Origin of the sequence: Streptomyces sp. SP17BM10 (genome assembly GCF_036322405.1) — a bacterium.
GTDB lineage: Bacteria > Actinomycetota > Actinomycetes > Streptomycetales > Streptomycetaceae > Kitasatospora.
The window spans coordinates 1-23695 of the sequence record NZ_JAQYXB010000403.1; the positions used below are offsets into that span (position 1 = coordinate 1).

Genomic DNA, 23695 nt, shown 5'->3' on the forward strand with positions numbered 1-23695 from the left:
TCGATGATCGAGGCCGCCATCTGCGACGGCGACTGGGTCACCGTGCGCCGCCAGCCGGTCGCCGAGAACGGCGACATCGTGGCCGCGATGATCGACGGCGAGGCCACCGTCAAGCGGCTCAAGCGCGAGGACGGCCGGATCTGGCTGATGCCGCACAACCCCGCCTACGAGCCGATCAACGGCGACAACGCGACCATCCTGGGCAAGGTCGTGGCGGTCCTGCGCCGTCTCTGAGGCGGGTGCGCCCGCGCGCACCGGGAAGGGGCTCCACCGCGTTCGCGCGGGGAGCCCCTCCGGCGTTTCCGAAGCTCTGGAAGCGCTCTAAGAACCGCGCTTGGCCACCGGCCTGACCGGCGGCGCGGAGGCGTCGATCGCCGCCAGCGAGCGCCGCACCTGGTTGCGGTCCGTCGTGTACCAGAACTCCGGCATCGAGGAGCGGAAGAAGCCCCCGTACCGCTTGGTCGCCACCCGTGGGTCGAGCACCGCCACGATCCCGCGGTCGTCGGCCGCGCGGACCAGCCGGCCCGCGCCCTGCGCCATCAGCAGCGCCGCGTGCGTCGCCGCGACCGCCATGAAGCCGTTCCCCCCGCGCTGTTCGACGTCCTTCTGCCGGGCGCTCATCAGCGGGTCGTCCGGCCGCGGGAACGGGATGCGGTCCATCACCACCAGCTGGCAGGCCGAGCCGGGCACGTCCACGCCCTGCCAGAGCGAGAGCGTGCCGAACAGGCAGGTGGTCGCGTCCGAGGCGAACTCGCGGATCAGCTCGCCCAGGGTGTCCTCGCCCTGGAGCAGGATCCGGTTGTCGAGCCGCCCGCGCATCGCCTCGGCGGCCGCCTGGGCACCGCGCATCGAGGAGAACAGGCCCAGCGTCCGACCGCCGGCCGCGCCGATCAGCTCCTCCAACTCGTCGAGCATGTCCGGTCGTTCGGGATCGCGGCCGGGCTCGGAGAGGTGCTTGGCGACGTACAGGATGCCCTGCTTGGGGTACTTGAACGGCGAACCGACGTCGATGCCGCGCCAGTGCGGCACCGCGTCCTCGCCGAAGCCGGCGTCGGCGTGCGGGTTGTCCCCCGGCGTGCGCTCGTCCGGCAGCCGGGCCTCCGAGGGGAGGCCGACCGAGCCGGCCACGCCGGTGAAGTCCCCGCCGAGCTTGAGCGTCGCCGAGGTCAGGACGACCGAGCGCTCCTTGTAGAGGCCCTCGCGCAGCAGCCCCGACACGCTCAGCGGCGCGACCCGCAGCGAGGCCGTGCCCATCCCGAAGCGGTCGTTGCGCTCGATCCAGACGACGTCGTACTCGGAGTCCTCCAGCAGCCGTTCGGCGGTCTCGTGGAGCGTCTCGACGGAGGCCATGGCCTGCTTGCGGACCGCGTCCTCGTCGGTGAGCCCCTTGTCCCTGGTCTCGCCGAGCGAGGTGATCACCTGCCGGGCGGAGTCCCGGATGGCCGTGACGGCGTACGCCAGGTACTCGGGCAGCTCCTCGATCCGGCCGGGCTGGGCGGTCTCCATCAGGCCGTGGTAGTTCTCGGCGGCGGCCTGGAGCGCGTCGACGGCCTTCTCGTTGGCCAGCCGCGCGGCCCGCTTGACCGCCCGGTTGACCGCGCCGACGGTCAGCTCGGCGGTGGCCGCGCCGGTGACCCGGTTGACCAGCTCGTGCGCCTCGTCGACGATCAGCAGCCCGTGCTCGGGCAGCACCGGCGCGCCCTCGATCGCGTCGATCGCGAGCATCGCGTGGTTGGTGACGACGACGTCCGCGAGCTTGGCCCGCTCCCTGGCCTTCTCCGCGAAGCACTCCTGCCCGTACGCACAACGCGTCGCGCCCAGGCACTCCTTGGACGTCACCGACAGCTGGGCCCACGCCCGGTCGGACACGCCGGGGCTCATGTCGTCGCGGTCGCCGGTCTCGGTCTCGTCCGCCCACTCGCGCAGCCGCAGCACCTCCTGCCCGAGCTTGCTGGCCGCCCCGCCGAGGGCCTCGGCCGCGTCGAACAGGCCCTCGCCCTCGTCGCTCGGGGTGCCCTCGTTCGCCCGGTGCAGGCACAGGTAGTTGGAGCGGCCCTTGAGCATCGCGAACAGCGGCCGGCGGCGCAGCACCGGGTGCAGCGCGTCGACCGTGCGCGGCAAGTCGCGTTCGACCAACTGGCGTTGGAGCGCCAGGGTGGCGGTGGCGACCACGACGCGGTCCCCGTGCGCGAGCGCGGGCACCAGGTACGCGAGGGACTTACCGGTGCCGGTGCCGGCCTGGACGAGCAGGTGCTCGGCGTGGTCGACCGCGTCGGCGACGGCCTCGGCCATCTTCACCTGGCCGGGGCGTTCCACGCCGCCGACGGACTCGACGGCGGCGTGGAGCAGCTCGGGGATGCGCGAGCGGGGGACCGCGACGGCTTCCTCGACGTCGGCAGGGGCGGCTGCGTCCTCGCCGGGGAGCTGGGTTTGGGAGTCGTTCGTCATGACCCTCCCACCCTACGGCGCGGGGGTGACAATCCGGTCGCGCTGCCCCGGAAGATCCGCGCCGGGGGTGACGAGGGCGTTGGGCACGGTGCCGTACCGGGCGGCGTGGGGCCGGTGCGGGCGGTCCTGGTAGCCGTCGAGGAGCAGCCGGTTGCGGTTGAGGCAGAGCCGGTCGATCCGCGGGGTGAGGAGGTCGAACAGCTCGAAGCGTTCGCGCAGCTCGGGGAAGCGGTCGTGGTGGCGGCCGATCTCCTCGCGCAGGAGGGCCCAGAAGTCGGCCTCGGGCAGGCCGGTCTGCTCCTCCAGGAGCGGGGCGAGGTAGCGGTAGACGCCGATGAAGAGCCCGGAGTGGAGGAACTGGCACAGGCCCTGCGGGGGCTCGCGGAGCAGGACGTCGTCGACCTCCGCGGGCAGGTCGCGCAGTTCGGGGAGGTCCTCGTCGCTCAGGTTGACGTCGTCGACGAAGTCCTTGACCGCGAGCCGGGCCGGGGCCTCGTGCGCGTCGAAGACGACGATGGCGTTCTCGCCGTGGGGGGAGAAGACCAGCCCGTAGCGGTAGAGGAAGTGGAGCAGCGGCGGCAGCATGACGGCGAACAGCCGGCGGGTCCACTCGGCGGGGGCGAGCCCGGAGCGGGCGACCAGCTCGGCGACCAGGGCGCGGCCGTCGGAGCCGGTCTGCAGGAGGGACGCGAGGGTGCGGGCGCGTTCGCCGCCGTCCAGGAAGGGGCCGAGCGGTTCGCGCCAGATCGCGCCGAGGAGCTCCTTGTACTGGTAGGGCGCCTCGGGCAGGTCGCGGTAGAGCGGGTGGTCGACGGTGACGGAGGCGATCTCGCCGAGCAGGATCACCCGGCACTCGTCGCGCAGGAAGGGGTCGGCGTCGCGCAGACCGTGGATCCAGGCCGTGACGGCGGGCGCGGCGAGGGTGCGCTCCACCGGCAGGCCGCGCCAGACCAGGGTGTTGAGGATGGAGAGCGGCAGTTTGACGGTGCAGCGTTCGGGGTGGGCGGTGTTGAAGAAGGAGCGGATGGACTGCTGGGGCAGCCGTGGGTCGCCGTCGGAGGGCAGCGGGACGATCTCGCCGGAGGCGATCCAGGGCGCGAACAGCGGGACGACCGTCTCGTCCCACTGCCAGGGGTGGACGGGCAGCAGCAGGTAGTCGTCGGCGTCGGGGCCGAGCGCGGCGCGCAGGGCGCCGGGGTCGTCGAGCTCGCGGGCGTAGAGCTGCTCGGGCCGTACGAGGCCGGGCACGCCGCGGTAGCGGGCGAGGCGCCGGTGGACGGCGATCCAGGGCAGCGGGTGCGGGGTGCGCGCCTCGGGGGCCCAGCGGGCGGCGTCGGCGGCGGAGAAGCCGATCCGGCCCTTGTTGGGGACGATCCAGGGGTGGCCCTCCTGGCGGCCCTCCAGGGCGGCGTGGTCGAGGTCGGCGAGTTCGGCGGCGGTGAGCGCGGTGGCCAGCTGGTGCGCGTCGGCGGTGAGGGTGGCGGTGAGCTCGCGGATCAGGTGGCCGGTGGTCTCGCCGCGCAGGCCGAGGGCGTGCCGGGCGTACGGGAGGAAGCGCAGTGGGTCGAGGCCGTCCTCGCGGTCGCAGCGGACGGAGCCCGGGTCGACCCGCCAGCTGCCGTAGGCGCCGCGGCGGGCGGTGAAGCGGTACTCGGCCTCGGGCAGCGCGAGCAGGTACGCGCCGTCCGCCGCGCCCGGGACGGGGAGCGGGGTGAGCAGCTCCTCGTAGGCGAACTCGCCGAGCATCTTGGCCAGCAGCGCGCGTCCGGCCCGCTGCCAGGGCCCGGGGGCGAGCTGCGGCGGCAGGTAGAGCGGCGGTTCAGCGGCCGGCGGTTGCGGCACGGGTCAGCTCCTGGGGGTGGGGGAAGGCGGGGACGGGCGGCGCGAAGCCGGTCCAGGCGGTGCGGGTGGGCAGCCGGTGGACGGTGCGGCCGGTGACGGCGTTGAGGATGACGGCGGCGCGGTGCGCGCCGAGTCCGAGGTCGGGGGTGCCGACGCCGTGGGTGTGCAGTTCGGCGTTCTGGACGTAGAGGCCGCCGGTGAGTTCGGGCCGGGTGGCGACCCGGTGGTCCAGGTCGACCCGGTAGCGACCGGCCTCGTCCCAGTCGATCAGGTGGGCGAGTGGTTCGAGCGCGGCCGGGCGGGCGGCCCGGTAGCCGGTGGCGAGCACCACGGCGTCGGTGCGCACGAGGTGCTCGGCGCCGGAGTCGGTGTGCGCGCAGCGCAGTTCGAGGCCGCCGCAGGGGCCGGGCCGGGCTTCGGTGACGGCGGTGCCGGGGGTGATCTCGACCGGGGCGGCGTCGATCGGGCGGCCGATGGTCCGCTCGTAGAGGTGGTCGTGGATCTCGGCGAGGGTCTCGGCGCTGGCGGCCTTGTGCAGCTGCCACTGGGCGGCGACCAGGGTGGCCCGGACGGGCTCGGGCAGGCCGTGGAAGTAGCGGGTGTAGTCGGGGGTGAAGTGCTCCAGACCGAGCTTGGAGTACTCCATGGGCGCGAGGGCCCGGGTGCGGGTGAGCCAGCGCAGCCGGACGCCGTCGCCGTCGTGGCGGCGCAGCAGGTCGAGGAAGACCTCGGCGCCGGACTGGCCGCTGCCGACGACGGTGATGTCCCGGGCGCCGCCGAGGCCGGCCCGCCGGTCGAGGTAGTCGGCGGAGTGGAACGCTCCGGGGTGCCCGTCGAGGGCGGCGAAGGCCTCGGGCAGGACGGGCCGGGTGCCGACGCCGAGCGCGAGGTTGCGGGCGTGCACGCGGCTGCGCCGGCCGGTCGCGGTGTCGGTCAGCTCGGCCCGGAACAAGCCGTCCTCCCAGTGCAGTTCGCTGACCTCGGTGGCGAACCGGCAGGTGCCGAGCCGTTCGGCCGCCCAGCGGCAGTAGTGGTCGTACTCGCGGCGCGGCAGTTGGAAGCGCTCGGCGAAGTAGAACGGGAACAGCCGTTCCTGGTCGCGCAGGTAGTTGAGGAAGGACCACCGGTTGGTCGGGTCGACCAGGGAGACCAGGTCGGCGAGGAAGGGCACCTGCATCCGGGCCCCGTCGACCAGCATCCCCGGGTGCCAGCGGAATTCCGGGCGCTGGTCGCAGAAGAGCGTCCGCAGGCCGGGCACGGGCTCGGCGAGCGCGGCGAGCGAGAGGTTGAACGGGCCGATGCCCACGCCGAGCAGGTCGTACGGCGGCTGGGGGGTCGAGGAGTGCACGGGGGTGTCCTAGGCGGGGAGTAAGGCGCGGTCGCGGATCATCAGGGCGGCGCGCTTGTCGGGCAGGTCGAGCTCGCCGGCCGGGCGGAACCCGGCCCGTTCGAAGGCCCGGACCGAGCGCCGGTTGCGGACGTCGGGTTCGGCCACCACCCTTTCGCAGCGCGGCCGTTGCCGCAGGATCCGGTCGGCGAGGGCGGCCAGCAGGACGGCGCCCAGGCCCCGGCCGCGGCTCGCGGCGGGGCCGAGCAGCAGGTGGACGCCGATGTCGTGGGGCCGGGCCGGGTAGTGCGCGGCGAGCGGGTCGAGGTCGGCGCGGTAGATCTCCCAGTAGCTCATCGGGGTGCCGTCGAGCAGGCCGAGGCAGGGCACGCTGCGCCCGTCGCCGTCGAGCTGGGCCCGGACGTGGGCGGCAGTGACGGCGGGTGGCCCGGCGAGCTCCCAGAAGGCGGCGACCTCGGGGTCGTTCATCCAGCGGGCGAGCAGGTCGAGGTCGGCGGGCAGCCGGACCGGGCGGAGCCGGAACCCGCCGGCCGGGGTGGGGGTCTCGCCCCACCCGGGCACGTCGTCGAGCATGGTCACGCGTCCGCCAGGGGGTTGGGGATGTCCACGTAGACGGACTGCGTGGCGACCGGGCCGACCAGCTCGTCCAGGCCGTTGATCCGGGTGAGCAGGTTGGCCTTGCAGGGCAGGGTGGGCGCGTCGAGCAGCAGGGCGGGCAGCGCCGAGCCGGTGGCGGTCGCCTCCGGTCCGGCGAGGAAGCGGCGCAGTGCGGCCAGCAGCACCGTTTCGTCGGCGAGCCCCTGGGAGCCGAGCGCGCCGACCAGGCCGAGCACGTGGTTGATGCCGAGGTAGTAGGCGAAGTGGTGGTCGATGACGTCGTCCGGGAGGAAGGTGTCGCTGTGCTCGCCGAGGCCGGGCAGCCGGGCGCCGAGCCGCTCGCGGGCGCTCTCCCGGTAGTAGTAGCCCTGGTTGTCGCGGTAGCGCCCGCCGCGGGGCCAGCCCTCGGCGTCGAGCAGGACGAGGCTGTTCTGCTGGTGCGCTTCCAGGGCGATGCCGCCGCGGCCGTCCAGCCACAGGACGGGGAGCACGACGGCGTCCAGGTAGCGCAGGAACCATTCAGCGGCCACGGTGCGCAGCGGGCGGCCGCAGCGCACGGCGAGCGCCCGGAGGGTGTCGCCGAGGCGGGACGGCACGGTGGTGCCGGTGCCCAGGGGCTGTTCGGCGACGAGCCCTGCGACGCACAGCACGCGGTCGGTGGGGGCGAAGGGCTGGGCGCGCAGGACGGTGTCCAGGCCGCCGGGGTCGCCGAGGCCGGGGTGGTCGACGCCGATCCAGGCGGGGTCGCGGACGACGTCGAAGCCCGGGTGGGCGGCGCGCCACTCGGCGGCGAGGCCGCTCTCCAACAGCCGGTGCACCTCCAGGCCGCGATGGAGCTCCTTGCGCAGGTTCTCCCGGCGGGAGTTGGTGATCCGCAGGCCGAGCGAGAGCTTGAGCATCCACGGGGTGCCGGGCCGGTAGACGGTGCGCACCGAGGAGGTGGGGTACCAGGGGTCGCCGGCCGGGCCGAGGTCGTGCAGGAGTCCTTCGGCGAGCAGGGCGGCGACGGCCGGGCGGTGCGCGAGTTCGCGGGCCTGCCAGGGGTGCAGGGGCAGCGCGGCGGTACCGGGCGGCAGCGGGGTGCGGTCGCCGAGGAGGCGGGCGGTGATCCGCTCGGCGCTGTCGGGGACGGCGGAGCCGGCGGCGAGCAGGGCCCGGTCGACGGCGTACCAGTGGAGCCGGAAGGAGCCGTGCAGTTCGGGCGAGTAGGCGGCGCTCTGGGCGGGGCCGAGGCCGTCGCGGCTCTTCGGGGTGGGGTGCAGGGGGTGGCCGAGCAGCAGGGACTGTTCGGCGGCGAGGAAGTGGGAGCCCTCGGGGCCGCCGGGGGTGGCGGCGGTGCGGCGGTGGGCGAGGATCTCGGTGGTGCGCACGACGGAGTCGGCGACCCGGGCGGCCAGGTCGGCGACCTGCCCGGGGTCGGGCCGGTCGGCGGCCGCGGCGGCGAGCAGCGCGGCGGCGGTGACGGCGTCCACCGGGGCGTCGGTGGTGCCCTCGCCGGCGCCGAGGCGGGCCGGGCCGAAGCGGTGCCAGCCGCCGGGCGACCAGTGGCGGACGGGTGCGGACAGCCGCGCGGCGCCGCCGAGCACGGCGATCCGCAGTCGGCCGTCCGGTCCGGGGCGGGCGCCGGTCTCGCGCGTCCAGCAGCGCAGCAGGGCCTCCAGCGCGGCCTGTTCGGCCGCGACGGCGGGGTCGGGGTGCAGCAGCGGGTCGGGCCCGGCCGGCCGGTCCGCGGGCGGCAGCGGTCGGGGCGGGGCTCCGGTCAGGGCGGCGGTGCTCAAGGGTGCTCCTCGGGACGCGTGGGGTGCGGACGCGCGCGGGTGGCGGAGGGGGTTCGGCGGGCGCTCGCACCGTCGCGTCAGGTAAGGGTTACCTATCCCTGACGGGTGATCACAAGGACGGCTCACTCGTCCGGGTGAAGATCGGTGATTGTTCACCGCCGGGGAGGAAGGCCCGGTTGTGCCGGAGGAGCCCGTGGAGGATTCGTCACGGATCGGTGACCACCGCTCAGGAGCCGCAACCCGGGGGCGCCCGGCGTCGTCCTCCCGACCAGTGGAAGACTCCTGCACCGGGCCGTCCCGTCCACGAACCACCGTCCCGTCCACGCACCGATCCACAGGGGGAAGCGCACAGATGCCATCGATCCACCGGTCCGCCGTCGCGGCCGTCCTCGCCGCCGGCACCCTGTTCGCGGTGAGCGCCTGCGGTCCGGACAGCCCGTCCTCGGCCTCCGGCACGGGCACCCCCGCCCCGCCACCCGCCTCGGCGAGCGGCCCCGGCGGCCCCGCCGCGGGCGGCGTCATCGGCGGGATCACGCTGCCCTCGGGCATCCCCACCAGCCTGCTGGAGGGCCTGCCCAAGAGCTGGGACGACCTGAAGAAGTGGAAGTTCGAGGACTGGGACAACTGGGCGTCCAAGCACGTCTTCAACAACCCGGTCGTGAAGGACTTCTGGAACCCGGACAAGATGGGCGACTCCAAGCCGGCCGACCCGGCCCCGCCCACCGCCAAGCCGGCCGCCGACGACGGCGGGACCGACCCCGAGCCGCCGGTGGTCAAGGCCGTGCCGGTGCCGCGCCCGTACACCAAGCAGCCGTCCGGCAAGGTGTTCTTCAGCGCCCAGGGCGGCCGGGGCAACTGCTCGGCGACGGTCATCACCGACCCGCAGCACCCGGGCAAGAGCAACCTCGTCTGGACGGCCGGCCACTGCGTGCACGAGGGCAAGGGCGGCAACTACTACAAGGACCTCGTGTTCGTGCCCGCCTACAACAACTCGGGCGCCTCCAGCGGCGGCAAGAAGGCCCCGCTGTCCGAGCTTGCCCCGCTCGGCACCTGGTGGGCCGACCAGGTCACCACGTCGCCGCAGTGGGTGGTCGAGGGCGGCGGCACCGGGGACGCCGCCAGCCAGTACGACTTCGCGATCATGCACGTGAGCAACCAGAGCGGCACCGGCAAGTCGCTGGAGGAGACGGTCGGTTCGGCCGTCCCGGTCTGGTTCGACGCCCCGCGCGACCAGCTCTCGGTGTCGGCCGCCGGCTACCCGCTCTACAAGCCGTTCGACGGCCAGGAGCTGTACAAGTGCGTCGGCGGGAAGCCGGCCCGCCTGACCTTCGACCCGAAGCGGCCGCCGATGCTCACCATCGGCTGCGACATGACCCAGGGCGCCAGCGGCGGCGGCTGGTTCGCCACCATGCCGGACGGGAGGACGGCGCTCGTCAGCAACACCTCGATCGGCACGCAGGACCACACCTCGCTGAGCGGCCCGTACCTCGAGTCGGTCGCCAAGAACGCCCTGGACTGGATCTCCAGGAAGCAGTGACCGCGTTCGCTCACAGCCGGAGACGATCCACCGTGCCGCACACCACGCGCGGGCGCGTGCCGCGGCGCCGGGCCGCACCGGCCGGCGCCGCGGCCCTCGCCGCGCTCGCCCTCACCGCGACCGCCTGCGGGCCGCAAAGGCCCGCCGGGAACGCCGCGGGCGCGCCGGCCACCCTCGCCAGGCCGGCGCCGCCGAGCAGCCCCGGCGACCTGACCGGCTGGAAGGTCGACGACTGGGCCCGCTTCGTCGCCGACAGCGCCTTCGCCAACGAGGTGGCACCGGGCTTCTGGTCCCGCGCCAGGATGGAGGCCGCCACGGGCCGGCCCACCCCGCAGGCCCCGCGCCCCACCGACCGGGGCGACGCCCCGCAGGACGCTCCCCCGGCCCCGGTCCAGGCCCAGCCGCACCCGTACGGCCCGGCCGCCGCCGTGGTCGGCAGGCTCTTCGTGACCGCGCCCGGAGGCGACGCCGCCTGCTCCGGCACGGTGGTCTCCGACCCGGCCGCCCCGGGCCGCAGCAACCTCGTCTACACCGCCGCCCACTGCCTGCACGACGGTCAGGGCGGCGCCTGGCTGCGGAACATCACCTTCGTGCCCGGCTACAACCGCGACGGCCAGGCCGGCCGCGGGAAGCCGTCCACCGACCAGCAGGTGGCACCGTACGGCCGCTGGACGGCGGTGCGCGCGCTGGTCTCGCCGACGTGGCTCAAGGAGAACGGCACCGGCGCCCACGACCAGTACGACTACGGGATCCTCCGGGTGCGCGACGAGAGCGGCTCGGGCCGCTCGCTGGAGGAGACGGTCGGCGGCTCCGTCCCGGTGTGGTTCAACGCCCCGCGCGAGCAGATCACCTCGGCGTCCGCGTACGGCTACCCCACGGAGAAGCCGTACGACGGCACGGAGCTCGACCACTGCGACGCGCCGGCCGCGCCGGCCCGGCTGTCCTTCGACCGGACCCGCCCGCCGATGTACGCGATCGGCTGCACCATGACCGGCGGCGCCGACGGCGGCGGCTGGTTCATCGTCAAGGACGGCAAGCCCAACCTGATCAGCGTCACCTCGATCGGCAGCCGCGACCCCGCCGGCCACCTGGCCGGCCCCTCGCTCCAGGACCAGGCGAAGCAGGCCTTCGAGTACTTCGGCAAGAACGTCCGGTGACGCGCGCGGGCCCCCGGACAGAACCCTGTCCGGGGGCCCGCGCGAAGCCGATCAGCCTCGCAGCGCCACCGCGAAGCGCTCCAGCTCCGCGGCCAGCTCGACCGGCACCTTGGCGTGCAGCAGCGTGCCCTCGCCGGTGTGCTCGGTGGAGAGCAGCTCGCCCTCCGCGTGCACCCGGGAGACCAGCCCGCCCTGGGTGTAGGGCACCAGGGCCCGCACCTCGACGGCCGGGCGCGGCAGTTCGTCGTCGATGAGCTTCAGCAGCTCCTCGATGCCCGCGCCGCTGCGGGCCGACACCACGATGGCGTGCGGCTCGCGGCGCAGCAGGCGCTGCAGCACGTGCGGGTCGGCGGCGTCCGCCTTGTTGATCACCACGATCTCGGGGACGTTCTGGGCGTCCACCGAGACGATGACCTCGCGCACGGCGGCCAGCTGCGTCTCCGGCTCGGGGTGCGAACCGTCCACGACGTGCAGGATGAGGTCCGCGTCGGCGACCTCCTCCATGGTGGAGCGGAACGCCTCGACCAGGTGGTGCGGCAGGTGCCGGACGAAGCCGACGGTGTCGGCCAGCGTGTAGACCCGCCCGCTGGGCGTCTGCGCCCGGCGCACCGTCGGGTCCAGGGTGGCGAACAGCGCGTTCTCCACCAGGACGCCCGCGCCGGTGAGCCGGTTGAGCAGGGAGGACTTGCCGGCGTTGGTGTACCCGGCGATGGCCACGGACGGCACCTGGTTGCGCCGGCGCTCCTGGCGCTTGGTGTCGCGGCCCTTCTTCATGTCGGCGATCTCCTTGCGGAGCTTCGCCATCTTCTCGCGGATCCGGCGCCGGTCGGTCTCGATCTTGGTCTCACCGGGACCGCGGGTGGCCATGCCGCCGCCGGACGAGCCGGAGCCACCACCACCCATCTGCCGGGAGAGCGACTGGCCCCAGCCGCGCAGGCGCGGCAGCATGTACTGCATCTGCGCGAGCGAGACCTGCGCCTTGCCCTCGCGGGACTTGGCGTGCTGGGCGAAGATGTCGAGGATCAGGGCCGTCCGGTCGACGACCTTGACCTTGACCACGTCCTCCAGGTGGATCAGCTGGCCGGGCGTGAGCTCACCGTCGCAGACGACGGTGTCGGCGCCGGTGGAGGCGACGATGTCGCGCAGCTCCTTCGCCTTGCCGGAGCCGATGTAGGTCGCGGCGTCGGGCTTGTCGCGGCGCTGGATCACACCGTCCAGCACCTCGGAGCCGGCGGTCTCGGCGAGGGCGGCGAGCTCGGCCATCGAGTTCTCCGCCTCCTCCAGCGTCCCGTCGGTCCAGACACCGACGAGCACCACGCGCTCCAGGCGGAGCTGGCGGTACTCGACTTCGGTGACGTCCTGGAGCTCGGTGGAGAGGCCGGCGACGCGGCGCAGCGCGGCGCGCTCGCTGCGGTCGTACTGGTCTCCGTCGTAGTGCTGGCCGAGGTCCTCGTCGATGGCCGCGAGGTCCTCGTCCATGAGGGCTTCCGCTCGCAGACCGTCGAGGCGGCGCGGGGCGTCGGCGGGGTCGCGGGTGTCGAACGTGGAGGTCATTCTGTCCTTTGGTCGCTGGGCGGCTGCGGCGACGGCCCGTGGTCGGCACCGGAGCTCCTCTGCCCGGTGAACGCCGTGGGCCGGCCGCGCATTCCCCTCGATGGTCCCACGCCCGGTGCGGGCCGGTCACCCCCATTTCTTCCGGCCGCGCCGTCCTCGGGGGCGTGCGGGCGGCTCACGTCGTACACGCCGGAGACCCGGAGCATGGCCCGCATCAGCGCGGGCAGGGCGGACGGGGCGGGCAGCTCGACGGTGTAGGTGTGCCGCACCCTCAGCTCCTGGGGCGGCTCGACCTCGGCCGAGACGATGCCGACGTCCTCGGCGGAGATCGCCGCGGTCAGGTCGGCGAGCAGCCGGGGCCGGTTCAGGGCCTCGGCCCGCAGGGTGGCCCGGTAGCCGTCGGGAGGGGTGCCGTCCGCCTGCCAGCAGACCTCCAGCGCGCCCCGACCGGCGCTGCGCATCCGTTCCCCCGCCGGACAGCCGGTGCGGTGCACTGCGACGGTGCCGCCGCGGATCGGGTAGCCGGTCACCTCGTCCGGTGGCACCGGCGTGCAGCAACGGGCCAGCCGCACCGGCGCCCCCGGCCGCCCGGACACCGCGACCGGGGCGGCCCGGCGCTCCGCGGTGCGGTGCGCGGGCGGGGCGGGCTGCCCGGCGGAGGGGCCGGTGCGGACCACCGGCAGCCGGGCCGGGTGGTCGGCCAGCCAGCGCTCGATGGCGAGCCGGGCGGCCGGGGTGCGGGCGTGGGCGAGCCACTCGGGCGCGGGCCCGGAGGGCTCGGCGGCGCGCGGCCCGGCCCCGGCGGGCACGGTCTCGGTGAGCACGGCGATCAGGTCGCCGTCCTGGAGGACGGTGGACAGCGCGGTGAGCCGGCCGTTGACCCGCACGCCGATGCAGCGGTGGCCGGTGTCCTCGCCGAGCCGGTAGGCGGCGTCCACGCAGGTGGCGCCGGCCCGCAGCTGAAGCGTTTCGCCGCACTCCGTCACGACGGTGATCTCCCGGTCGCCGGCCAGGTCGGCGGTGAGCGCCGACCAGAACGCGTCCGGGTCGGGCGTCTCCTGCTGCCACTCCAGCAGCCGGCTGAGCCAGCCGGGCCTGGCCGGGTCGGTGCGGTCCAGCTCGTCGGCGTCCTGGACGGCGGCGGCGGGCTCCGGGTCGCCGAGGGCGACCACCCCGGTCTCGGCCACCTCGTGCATCCGCCGGGTGCGCACCAGCACCTCGACCACCGCGCCGCCCTCCAGCGCGACCGCGGTGTGCAGCGACTGGTACAGGTTGAACTTGGGGGCGGCGACGAAGTCCTTGAACTCGCCCGGCAGCGGTGTCCAGCAGGTGTGCAGCTCACCGAGCACGGCGTAGCAGTCGGCGTTCTCCTCGACGACCACCAGCAGCCGCCCGAAGTCGGCCGGCTGCGGCCCCTGCGGCCGCCCGTCGGCCCCGGGCGCGGCGGCCCGCTTGAGCAGCACCCGGTGCAGCGAGACGCAGTGCCGCGGCCGGACGGTGACCTCGGCGGCCACCCCGGTCTCGGCCAGCTGCCGGGCCAGCTGCCGGGCGAACGGCTCCAGCACGGTGTCCGGCTCGCCCTCGTGCCCGGCCATCAGCGTGCGGGTGCGGGCGTGCTCCTCGGGGTGCAGGGTGGCGAAGACGATGTCCTCCAGCTCCGCCTTGAGCACCTGGATGCCGAGCCGCTCGGCCAGCGGGATCAGCACGTCCCGGGTGACCTTGGCGATCCGCACCTGGCTGGCCGGCTTCATGTGCCGGATGGTGCGCATGTTGTGCAGCCGGTCGGCGAGCTTGATCACCATCACCCGGACGTCGTCCCCGGTGGCGACCAGCATCTTGCGGAAGGTCTCGGCCTCGGCGGCGGCGCCGAAGTCGACCTTCTCCAGTTTCGTCACCCCGTCGACCAGGTAAGCGACTTCGGGCCCGAACCCGGCGCTCACCTGATCCAGCGTCAACTCGGTGTCCTCCACCGTGTCGTGGAGCAGCGAGGCGACCAACGTCGTGGTCCCGGCGCCGAGTTGGGCCAGGATCATGGTGACGGCCAGCGGGTGGGTGATGTAGGGCTCGCCGCTCTTGCGCTTCTGCCCGCGATGGCTGGCCTCGGCCAGCCGGTAGGCCCGCGCGAGCAGCCCGAGGTCGGCCTGCGGGTGGTGCCCGCGGTGGGCCCGGACGAGCGGTTCTAGCGCGTCCGGGACCGGCTGGCGGCCGGTGGCCAGCAGGGCGGCCCGCCCGGCGCGGCCGAGGGCGGCCCGGCCCAGCCCGCCCAGGGGCCGTAGGACCCCGGCCTGCCGCGTGCTTGTCGGCTGCCCCGTGAGAGGCTGCCCGGCTTCGATGCTCATGGCACCTCGTTGCTACCCCTCGAAGGGGCGGTAGTCCCGATGATCCATGCTACCGAGCACAGCACATTGCGCGATGCCTTCATCTCCCTCTGCGACCGGTATCACTCGATCGGGGGGATTCGTCACCGTACGAAATGGGCAAACCGGGCCCTCAGCCGGTCAGCGCCGCCCACCACCGGGGGTCGATCTCGCCGGCCGCCACGATCACCGCCGCGCCGGTCATCTGCACCAGGCCGTCCGGGTGCTCGGTGATCGTCAGCCGCCCGCCCGGTAGGTCCACCGCGTAGGTCGCCGCCTCGCCGGTGACCGCCGGGTCGAGACCGTCGCGCCGGATCGAGGCCACCGCGACGGCGCACGCGCCGGTGCCGCAGGACAGCGTCTCGCCGGAGCCGCGCTCGTGCACCCGCATGGCGACGTGCCGCGGCCCTCGGTCCACCACGAACTCGACGTTGACGCCCTCGGGGTAGGCGCCCTCGGGGCTGGTGAGCGGCGGGCGCAGCAGGTCGCCGGCGTGCTCGAGGCTCTCGACGAAGGCGACGGCGTGCGGGTTGCCCATGTTGACGTTCAGCGCGGGCCAGCGCCGCTCGCCGACGGCGACCACGATGCCGTCCGGCCCGGGCAGCTTCGCCCGGCCCATGTCGACGGTGATCTCGCCGGCCGTGCCGTCCTCGGCGTCCTCGGCGACCCGGGCGGTCAGCACGCCGGCCCTGGTGGCCACGGCGATCTCGCCGGGCTTGGCGTGGCCGGCCTCGACCAGGTAGCGGGCGAAGACCCGAAGGCCGTTGCCGCACATCTCGGCGATGCTGCCGTCGGAGTTGCGGTAGTCCATGAACCACTCGGCCCGGTCGGCGAGGTCCGCGGCGGCCGGCTCGGCGGCGGAGCGCACCACGCGCAGCAGCCCGTCGCCGCCGATGCCCGCCCGCCGGTCGCACAGCGCCGCGACGGCCTGCGGGCCGATGTCCAGCCGGCCGTCCGGGTCGGGGACGATGACGAAGTCGTTCTGGGTGCCGTGCCCCTTGAGGAAGGGGATGCCGGCCGGCTGCGAAGAGGATGCGCTCACCCTCCCGATGGTACTGAGGAGGACCGGTACCCACCGGGGGCGGGCGGCCTACCGGAGGTGGGCGACGCGCCAGACGGCGAGGGCGCAGGCGGCCAGCGCGATCAGGGTGTAGACGACGATCGCCTTCCACCCGGCCCGCTTCCCCGAGCCCCGGCGCGGCAGGCCCGGCCACTTGTACCCGGCGTGCCGGGCGGCCATCGCGCCCCAGCCGACCGAGGCGGCGGTCAGCAGCAGGCCCAGCATCCCGACCATGGTCGCCCGCGCCCCGGCGGAGCCGAAGGCGAGCGGGAAGCTGAACATCAGCGAGCCGAGGGTGCCGAGCAGCGCGATCGGCAGCGTCTGCCACCACCGCAGCCGGCGGCGCGGGCGGATCTCCCGCTCGTGCACCGCTCCGGCCGGGCCGCTGGTGTCCAGCACGGGCAGCGCGACGGCGTAGGAGGTGGGCGCGTCCAGTCCGGTCAGCACCGGGAGGTCCCCCATCGTCGACTCGTCGAAGTCGTCGAACTTGTCGAAACCGTCGCACTTGTCGGCCGGTGCGGTGACGCTCCCGCTCTGGCCGGACTCGGGGCCGGTACCCGTCGACACACGGCCTCCCCTGACAGTTCGACACGAGCGGACTCGCGGCCGGTACGGCCGACCCGCCCGGGCCGACCTCTTATGACATCGATGATGGCATGTCCAGAGGGGCGTTCCGGGTCTCGCGGGGGTCGGCGGGTGATCCGTGGCCATCACGTGATCGGGCCGTAACCCCCGGTTGGTCCTGCACGGCCAGGTGCTCGCGCAGCTGCACCGCCGAAGTGGCCGGATCCCGCCTACGCGACCGGCTCTCCCTGACGCCCGATCAGCTCAAGGGAGCGTTCCAGCAGCTCGACCGGGTCGGTGCCGGCCGGGCGGGAGAGCCAGTGGATCCGGTCGTCCCGGCGGAACCAGGACTCCTGGCGGCGGGCGAAACGCTTGGTGGCCCGTACGGTTTCGGCCCTCGCCTCGTCCTCCGTGCACTGGCCGGCGAAGTGGTCGAGCACCTGCTGGTACCCGAGCGCCCGGGAGGCGGTCCTCCCCTCGCGCAGCCCGGCCTCCTCGAGCGCGCGCACCTCGTCGAGCAGCCCGGCCTCCCACATCCGGTCGACCCGCAGCGCGATCCGCTCGTCCAGTTCGGGGCGCGGCACCGCGACGCCGATCTGCACGGCGTCGTAGACCGCGGTGTTGCTCGGCAGGTTCGCGGTGAACGGCTGCCCGGTGATCTCGATGACCTCCAGCGCGCGGACGATGCGCCGCCCGTTGCCGGTCAGGATCGCCTCGGCCGCCGCCGGGTCGAGCCCGGCCAGCCGCCGGTGCAGCGCGTACGGCCCGGTCTCGGCGAGCTCCGCCTCCAGCCGGGCGCGGACGGCCGGGTCGGTGCCGGGGAACTCCATCTCGTCGATCGCCGCCCGGACGTACAGCCCGGAGCCGCCGACCAGCACCGCGGCCCGCCCGGCGGCCAGCAGCCGGTCGATCTCGGCGCGGGCCAGCCGCTGGTACTCGGCGACGCTGGCGGCCTCGGTGACGTCCCAGACGTCCATCAGGTGGTGCGGGATCCCGCCGCGTTCCTCCGTCGTGAGCTTGGCGGTGCCGATGTCCATGCCGCGGTAGAGCTGCATCGAGTCGGTGTTGATGACCTCGCCGCCGAGGGCGCGGGCGACGGCCACGGCGAGGTCGGACTTGCCGGCGGCGGTCGCGCCGACGATCGACACGACGGGGGGCTGGACGGTTCGGGAGCTGCTCACCGCTCCAGTCTCGCAAAACCGCCGCGACACCGGTGACCGGGCTGCCACCGGGCCCGCGAAGCGCGACGATATGACTGGTTCCACCTGTTCTCGGCCACTTCCGCCGCTTTACCGGCCGTTTTCACCGCCGCGCCCGGAGTGCGAACGGTTCGGCCGGCGCGGACGTTGTGCAGAGCACAGGACGGGAAGGGAGAGATCGCCATGGGTCTGATGGACAACCTCAAGGGCAAGGCCGACGAGCTCAAGGAGCGCGCCAGCGAGCTCGCGGGCAAGCACCACGAGCAGATCGACAGCATGGTGGACAAGGCCGGCGGCGCGATCGACAAGGCGACCAAGGGCAAGTACACCGACAAGATCGAGCACGGCGCGACGAAGGCGAAGGGCGCGGTGGACGACTTCGCCCACAAGCCCGCGCCCGGCGAGGAGGGCACCGGCGGCAACGGGCAGGCGCCGCACGCCTGAGCCCGCACGCCTGAGCCCGCGCCCCGGGCCCCGTGACCGGATCAGCTCCAGGACGCGACGAAGTACCCGACGCCGTACGGCGCGTCCTGGTAGCCGAGCCGCGCGGTGAGGCCGGCGCCCTCGGCGGCGCCGGCCAGCACCTGCCAGGGCGCCCGGCCGTCGGCCTTCAGCTCGGCGGCCAGGGCGGCGTCCAGCGCGGCCAGGGCGGGCAGGTCGGCCGAGCCCAGGGCGGCGGCCAGTGCCGCGTCGTAGCCCTCGGCGCGCTCGTCCAGGTAGCCGGGCGCCTTCACCGTGCGGCAGGCGCTGCCGCCGCCGAGCACCAGCAGGGCCACCCGGTCGGCCAGCCCGGCCAGGCCCTGGCCCAGCCCGAGCATGCGGTCGGCAGGGGCGTCCTCGGGCACGGCGCAGGCGTGCGTCGGCAGGGTCACCCCGGCGCGCTCCAGCAGCCACGCGCCGACGGTCAGCGAGGGCGCGAGCTCCGGCCCCTCGACCCGGCCCCCCGGCAGCTTGGCCACCAGCGGCACCCCGTAGCGCTGGAAGGAGCCGGCCCCGCCCTCGGTCCACACCTCGGCGCCGGGCCCGGCGCCGACCACCACGACCAGCTCCGGCCCGGCCGCGACCAGCGCCGCCAGCGCCTCGTCACAGGCGGCCCGCAGCGCGTCCAGCTCGCTCGCCGCCCCGGCGGCGACCTCGGGGACGAGCAGCGGCGGACAGGGGCACACGGCGGCGGCTACCAGCATGTGGATCACTCTAGTGCCGTGCCGGGGGCCCAACACGGCGTACCCACCCGGCCACGGCACTGGCGAGGAAGCGCGGCGGCCCGGCGGGACGCGAAGGTCCCGCCGGGCCGCCGAAGAGCACCCGGAGCGTCAGTCGCCGCAGCAGCCGCCGGCCGGGGCCGCCAGTGGCAGCGCCGCCGGGGCGCCGATGCCCGGCAGGCCGAGCATCACGCCGGCCGGCTTGGCCGCGGGCTTGGCCTGACGCTTCTCCCACGCGTCGCCCGCGCGGGTTCGGCGCACGGCGAGGGCCGGGCCCTCGGCCAGCAGGTGGTGCGGGGCGGCGTAGGTGATCTCGACGGTCACCATGTCGCCCGGACGCACCGGCTCGGCGGGCCTCGTGAAGTGCACGAGGCGGTTGTCGGGGGCGCGGCCGGAGAGGCGGTCGGTCTTGCCGTCCTTCTTGCCCTCGCCCTCGGCGACCAGGATCTCCAGCGTGCGGCCGACCTGCTTCTTGTTCTCGTCCCAGGAGATCTCCTCCTGGAGCGCGATCAGCCGGTCGTAGCGGGCCTGCACGACGGCCTTCGGCACCTGGTCCGCCATGTCCGCGGCCGGGGTGCCGGGGCGCTTGGAGTACTGGAAGGTGAAGGCGTTGGTGAAGCGGGCCTCGCGGACGACGTGCATCGTCTCCTCGAAGTCCTCCTCGGTCTCGCCGGGGAAGCCCACGATGATGTCGGTGGAGATGGCCGCGTCCGGCATGGCCTCGCGGACCTTGCGGATGATCCCGAGGAAACGCTCCTGCCGGTAGGAGCGGCGCATCGCCTTGAGCACGCGGTCCGAGCCGGACTGCAGCGGCATGTGCAGCTGGTGCATCACGTTCGGCGTCTCGGCCATCGCGGCGATGACGTCGTCGGTGAAGTCGCGCGGGTGCGGGGAGGTGAAGCGGATCCGCTCCAGGCCCTCGACCTGGCCGGCGGCGCGCAGCAGCTTGGAGAAGGCCTCGCGATCGCCCAGGTCGGAGCCGTAGGCGTTGACGTTCTGGCCGAGCAGCGTCACCTCGATGACGCCCTCGTCCACCAGCGCCTCGATCTCGGCGAGGACGTCGCCGGGGCGGCGGTCCTCCTCCTTGCCGCGCAGCGCGGGCACGATGCAGAAGGTGCAGGTGTTGTTGCAGCCGACCGAGATCGAGACCCAGGCGGCGTAGGCGGACTCGCGGCGGGTGGGCAGCGTGGAGGGGAAGGTCTCCAGCGACTCCAGGATCTCGACCTGGGCCTTCTTCTCGACCGCGGCCCGCTCCAGGAGCGCCGGCAGGTGGCCGATGTTGTGGGTGCCGAACACCACGTCGACCCAGGGGGCGCGCTGGACGATGGTGTCGCGGTCCTTCTGGGCCAGGCAGCCGCCGACGGCGATCTGCATGCCCTGGTTGCGGCCCTTGGCCGGCGCGAGCTGCCCGAGGTTGCCGTACAGCTTGTTGTCGGCGTTCTCGCGCACCGCGCAGGTGTTGAACACCACCAGGTCCGGATCGCCCTCGGGTCCGGCCTTGACGTAGCCCGCCTCCTCCAGCAGCCCGGACAGGCGCTCGGAGTCGTGGACGTTCATCTGACAGCCGTGCGTGACGACCTTGTAGCTCTTCAATCCGCTCTCACCGCTCACCAGACCAGGGTACGGGCACGCGTGAAGCGCTTTTTAACGGACGGCGGCCCGGCGGCCCCTCCCGTTCCGCCGGGGCGCCTGGCAGTATCCCTGCATGACCCCCACCGTTCCCTCACGTCCGGGCGCCGTGCTCCGCGCGGCCGCCCGAAGCCCGCTGTGGCGGACGGTCCTGGCGCTGGCCCTGGTGCTGGCGGGGCTCGGCGGGTGGTGGCTGTCGGCGGGCCGTTCGCCCGGCTACCCGCGCGGGGAGACCCGCTTCGCCACGGGCGTGCAGCGCGGGGTCTACGACCGGTACGGGCAGCTGTTGCAGGCGCACGTCGGCAAGGCGATGCCCGGCGTGCGGCTGGCGCTGGACAACACCGACGGCTCGGTCGAGAACCTGAAGCGGGTGGCCGACGGCCGGGACCAGTTCGCCATAGCGACGGCCGACGCCGTCGCCGACTTCCAGGGCCCCGGCAAGGGCCGGCTGCGGGCGATCGCCCGGCTCTACGACGACTACCTCCAGCTGATCGTCCCGGCCTCCTCGCCAATCCAGCGCACCGCCGACCTCAAGGGCCTGCGGGTGGGTGTGGGCCTGCCGCAGTCCGGGGTGAACCTGGTGACCAGACGGCTGCTGACCGCCGCCGGCCTGGACCCGGACCGGGACATCAAGGCGGTGCCGGACGGGGTCGGCGACGCCGCAGACGACCTGCGCGAGGGCAGGGTGGACGCCTTCTTCTGGTCCGGCGGCCTGCCCACCAGCGCGCTGACCGACCTCTCCGACCACGTCCGGATCAGGATCGTCCCGCTGGCCGACCTGTCCGAGCAGCTCCACAAGGCCGAGGGCGGCGGCACCGACGCCTACCGGGCGGCCACCATGCCCAAGGGCACCTACCCGAACGCCGAGCCCCAGGACGCCGTCGCCACCGTGGCGGTGCCCAACCTGCTGATCACCCGGGACGACGTCGACCCCGGCCTGGTCCAGGGCATGACCGAGGCCGTGATCGACAGCCGCGACCAGATCGGCGCCCAGGTCCACGCCGCCCAGCTGGTCGACCTGCGCACCGCCGTGTACACCGACCCCTTGCCCCTCCACGAGGGCGCGATGCGCTACTACCGCTCGGTCAAGCCCTGATCACCCGGTCCCCGGTCCCTGCTTCCCCGGCCGCGGCACGGCCAGGGTCACCGCCAGCCCGGTCGGCTTGACCGGGGCGAAGCCGAGCGAGCCGCCGCCCGCCAGCAGCAGGGTGCGGGCGATCGACAGGCCGAGCCCGGAACCGTCCACGTTCTGGTGCCGCGGGCTGCGCCAGAACCGGTCGCCCGCCCGGGAGAGCTCCTCCTCGGTCAGGCCCGGCCCGGCGTCGCTGACCGTGACCGCGACCTCGTCACGCCGCACCGCGACCCGCAGCCGCACCCGGCTGCCCTCGGGGGAGAACTTGAGCGCGTTGTCCAGGACCGCGTCCAGCGCCGAGCCGAAACCGATCGGGTCCGCCATGCCGAGCGCGAGCGCCGGGCCGTCCCAGCGCAGCTCGATGCCGCGCTGCTCGGCGACCGGCCGCCAGGCGTCGACCCGGGCGAGGGTGAGCACGGCGAGGTCGGTCGGCTCGGGCTCGGGGCGGGCGTGCTCGGCGGTGGCGAGGCCGAGCAGGTCGTCCAGCACCCTGGCCAGCCGCGCCCCCTCCTCCCGGACGCCGCCGAGCTCCTCCTCGTGCCCCTCGGGCAGTTCCAGGCCGAGCAACTCGACCCGCAGCAACAGCGCGGCCAGCGGGTTGCGCAGTTGGTGGGAGGCGTCCGCGACGAAGGCCTTCTGCTGGTCCAGGGCGAGCACGACGTGGTCGGCCATCTCGTTGAACGAGTGCGCGAGCCGCTGCAGCTCGGGCGGTCCGCCGCCGGGGGCGACCCTGGCGTTCATCCGGCCGGTGGCGATGTCGTGGGTGGCCCGGTCCAGGGTGCGCACCGGGCGCAGCACCCACTCGGTGAGCCGGACGGCGAGCAGCACGGCGACGATCATCGCGGCGGCCTCGCCGGCCCCGATCACCAGCCAGCCGTGCAGGATCCGGGTGCGCAGCGCGCCGGTCGGCGACTCGCTGAGCACCACGGCGACGACGTCGCCGTCGCGCACCACCGGGGCCGCGACGATGACCGTGCGGTCGGCGGTCCACGGCCAGACCTGGGGCGGGTTGTGGCTGCGCCGCCCGTCCAGCGCCTCCTGGAAGGCCTGCACGCCGGAGCCGCCGGACGGCACCGCCCAGTCCTTCGGCGCGGAGGCGATCGGGACGCCGTCGCGCTGGAAGATGCCCAGGCGCACGCCGTACAGGTCGTGGTAGCGGGCGACCTCGGCGTCGATCGCGTTGCGCCGGCTGACGTCGCCGGGGGCGGGCCCCGGGTCGCCCTTGCGGGCCGCGTACGAGGTGCCGGAGGTGGGCAGGTCCTGGGCGAAGCGGGCGGCGTCGTCGAGCCGGTCGACGACCACCTTGGTCTGCTGGGCCGCCGCGACCGCCGCCGCGAGCGGCAGCCCGAGGGCGGCCAGGACGCAGACCATCAGGGCGAGCAGGATGCCGAGCAGGCGATTGCGCACGTACGGTCAGTGCTCCGCGGCGGCCGGGGGCGCGTCCGGGGCGGCCGCCGGGGACTCGGGGATCAGCCGGTAGCCGACGCCGCGCACGGCCTCGACCAGGCCCGGCAGGGCGAGCTTGTTGCGCAGCGAGCCGATGTGGACCTCCAGCGTGCGGCCGTTGCCCTCCCAGCCGCTGCGCCACACCTCGCTGAATATCTGCTCGCGGCGGTAGACCACGCCGGGGCTCTGGGCGAGCAGCGCGAGCAGGTCGAACTCCTTGCGGGTGAGCGGCACGTCGCGGCCGTCCACGCTGACCCGGCGGCGCTCCCGGTCGATCCGGATGCCGCGGGACTCCAGCGGGCCGCGCTGCTGCGGGACGGTGCCGGGCGCGGCCGGCGAGGCGGCGGGGGGCACGGCGCCGCGCCGGGCGACGGCGTGGATGCGGGCGAGCAGCTCGCCCATGTCGTACGGCTTGGTGACGTAGTCGTCGGCGCCGAGGTTGAGGCCGTGGATCCGGGAGCGGATGTCGGCGCGGGCGGTGACCATGATCACCGGGACGCCGCTGCCGGCCCGGATCCGGCTGCACACCTCGAAGCCGTCGCGGTCGGGCAGCCCGAGGTCGAGCAGCACCACCCGGTACGGCTCGTTGCCGTCCGGCACCAGCGCGTCCAGGGCCTCGTGCCCGCTGCGGGCGTGCCGGACCTGGAACCCGTGCCGTCCCAGCACCGCGACCAGCGCGGCGGCCACGCGTTCGTCGTCCTCGACGAGCAGCAGTCGCATGTCTCCTCCTTCCCCGTTCCCCGACGTCTCCAGGGGCCCCGGGGACTCCCCCGGGCGGTGATCACCGGGGCCGCTCGGTCGGTCCCGGTCCTGCGCAGTATGGGCCAGCGGGCCGCCGGGCGCCA

Annotated in this window: 19 protein-coding genes; 5 read left to right on the forward strand and 14 right to left on the reverse strand. The window is 74.4% G+C overall.

Translation table 11 applies throughout. From position 1 onward, the window contains the following. Positions 1-234: LexA family protein (locus PUR71_RS03170; RefSeq protein WP_329924753.1), on the forward strand; the 234-nt coding region annotated here is incomplete at its 5' end. Positions 235-321: 87 nt separating this feature from the next. Here the strand turns inward: PUR71_RS03170 and PUR71_RS03175 are convergent. Genes PUR71_RS03175 through PUR71_RS03195 form a run of 5 tightly spaced genes read right to left on the reverse strand, consistent with a single transcriptional unit; the run spans position 322 to position 8013 of the window. Further along, positions 322-2448, reverse strand: coding sequence for an ATP-dependent DNA helicase (locus tag PUR71_RS03175; protein ID WP_329924754.1), 2127 nt, complete (start codon positions 2446-2448; stop codon positions 322-324). Between the two features lie 12 nt (positions 2449-2460). After that, complete coding sequence (locus tag PUR71_RS03180) at positions 2461-4290, reverse strand: IucA/IucC family protein (protein WP_329924755.1); 1830 nt, start codon at positions 4288-4290, stop codon at positions 2461-2463. Then, positions 4268-5638 carry a lysine N(6)-hydroxylase/L-ornithine N(5)-oxygenase family protein gene (locus PUR71_RS03185; RefSeq protein WP_329924756.1) on the reverse strand — a complete coding sequence of 457 codons (1371 nt, stop codon included), beginning with the start codon at positions 5636-5638 and terminating at the stop codon, positions 4268-4270. The genes PUR71_RS03180 and PUR71_RS03185 overlap by 23 nt, the downstream gene beginning before the upstream one ends. 9 nt (positions 5639-5647) lie before the next feature. Continuing rightward, positions 5648-6322, reverse strand: a complete 675-nt coding sequence (locus PUR71_RS03190; protein WP_329924781.1) for a GNAT family N-acetyltransferase — start codon at positions 6320-6322, stop codon at positions 5648-5650. Then, complete coding sequence (locus tag PUR71_RS03195) at positions 6214-8013, reverse strand: IucA/IucC family protein (protein ID WP_443077331.1); 1800 nt, start codon at positions 8011-8013, stop codon at positions 6214-6216. Before PUR71_RS03195 ends, PUR71_RS03190 begins: the two co-directional genes overlap by 109 nt. A 352-nt stretch (positions 8014-8365) precedes the next feature. On the opposite strand from PUR71_RS03195, the gene PUR71_RS03200 reads away from it, so the two are divergent. Together PUR71_RS03200 and PUR71_RS03205 are read left to right on the forward strand one after the other, a co-directional pair. Then, a complete protein-coding gene (locus PUR71_RS03200; protein ID WP_329924757.1) occupies positions 8366-9550 on the forward strand; it encodes a trypsin-like serine peptidase in 1185 nt (394 codons plus the stop codon). 32 nt (positions 9551-9582) lie between these two features. Next, the gene (locus tag PUR71_RS03205) at positions 9583-10707 is read left to right on the forward strand and encodes a trypsin-like serine peptidase (protein WP_329924758.1); all 1125 of its coding nucleotides are present in this window, start codon (positions 9583-9585) and stop codon (positions 10705-10707) included. A gap of 51 nt (positions 10708-10758) precedes the next feature. Here the strand turns inward: PUR71_RS03205 and hflX are convergent, their stop codons facing one another. From hflX to miaA, 5 genes are all read right to left on the reverse strand, one after another. Continuing rightward, on the reverse strand, positions 10759-12261 hold the full coding sequence (gene hflX, locus PUR71_RS03210; protein ID WP_329924759.1) for a GTPase HflX: 1503 nt from the start codon (positions 12259-12261) through the stop codon (positions 10759-10761). Continuing rightward, positions 12258-14600 carry a RelA/SpoT family protein gene (locus PUR71_RS03215; protein WP_329924760.1) on the reverse strand — a complete coding sequence of 781 codons (2343 nt, stop codon included), beginning with the start codon at positions 14598-14600 and terminating at the stop codon, positions 12258-12260. The genes hflX and PUR71_RS03215 overlap by 4 nt, the downstream gene beginning before the upstream one ends. 151 nt (positions 14601-14751) lie before the next feature. After that, positions 14752-15660, reverse strand: a complete 909-nt coding sequence (gene dapF / locus PUR71_RS03220; RefSeq protein ID WP_329924761.1) for a diaminopimelate epimerase — start codon at positions 15658-15660, stop codon at positions 14752-14754. 48 nt (positions 15661-15708) lie between these two features. Then, entirely contained in the window at positions 15709-16245 is a 537-nt protein-coding gene (locus PUR71_RS03225) for a hypothetical protein (protein WP_329924762.1), read from the reverse strand. Positions 16246-16472: 227 nt separating this feature from the next. Then, positions 16473-17423: a tRNA (adenosine(37)-N6)-dimethylallyltransferase MiaA gene (miaA, locus tag PUR71_RS03230; RefSeq protein ID WP_329924763.1), complete on the reverse strand. Its 951-nt coding sequence runs from the start codon at positions 17421-17423 to the stop codon at positions 16473-16475. Between the two features lie 201 nt (positions 17424-17624). Here miaA and PUR71_RS03235 point away from each other — a divergent pair, with 201 nt between their 5' ends. Beyond that, positions 17625-17885, forward strand: coding sequence for an antitoxin (locus tag PUR71_RS03235; RefSeq protein ID WP_329924764.1), 261 nt, complete (start codon positions 17625-17627; stop codon positions 17883-17885). A 41-nt stretch (positions 17886-17926) separates the two neighbouring features. Here PUR71_RS03235 and PUR71_RS03240 read toward each other — a convergent pair whose 3' ends face one another. Together PUR71_RS03240 and miaB are read right to left on the reverse strand one after the other, a co-directional pair. After that, positions 17927-18625: a hypothetical protein gene (locus tag PUR71_RS03240; protein ID WP_329924765.1), complete on the reverse strand. Its 699-nt coding sequence runs from the start codon at positions 18623-18625 to the stop codon at positions 17927-17929. Positions 18626-18754: 129 nt separating this feature from the next. Then, complete coding sequence (gene miaB / locus PUR71_RS03245; RefSeq protein WP_329924766.1) at positions 18755-20254, reverse strand: tRNA (N6-isopentenyl adenosine(37)-C2)-methylthiotransferase MiaB; 1500 nt, start codon at positions 20252-20254, stop codon at positions 18755-18757. A 94-nt stretch (positions 20255-20348) separates the two neighbouring features. Here miaB and PUR71_RS03250 point away from each other — a divergent pair, with 94 nt between their 5' ends. Next, positions 20349-21368, forward strand: coding sequence for a TAXI family TRAP transporter solute-binding subunit (locus PUR71_RS03250; protein ID WP_329924767.1), 1020 nt, complete (start codon positions 20349-20351; stop codon positions 21366-21368). Here the strand turns inward: PUR71_RS03250 and PUR71_RS03255 are convergent, their stop codons facing one another. Both PUR71_RS03255 and PUR71_RS03260 read right to left on the reverse strand, forming a co-directional pair. After that, the gene (locus PUR71_RS03255) at positions 21369-22811 is read right to left on the reverse strand and encodes a sensor histidine kinase (protein ID WP_329924768.1); all 1443 of its coding nucleotides are present in this window, start codon (positions 22809-22811) and stop codon (positions 21369-21371) included. Positions 22812-22817: 6 nt separating this feature from the next. After that, complete coding sequence (locus PUR71_RS03260; protein WP_329924769.1) at positions 22818-23570, reverse strand: response regulator transcription factor; 753 nt, start codon at positions 23568-23570, stop codon at positions 22818-22820. Between the last annotated feature and the right edge of the window lie 125 nt (positions 23571-23695).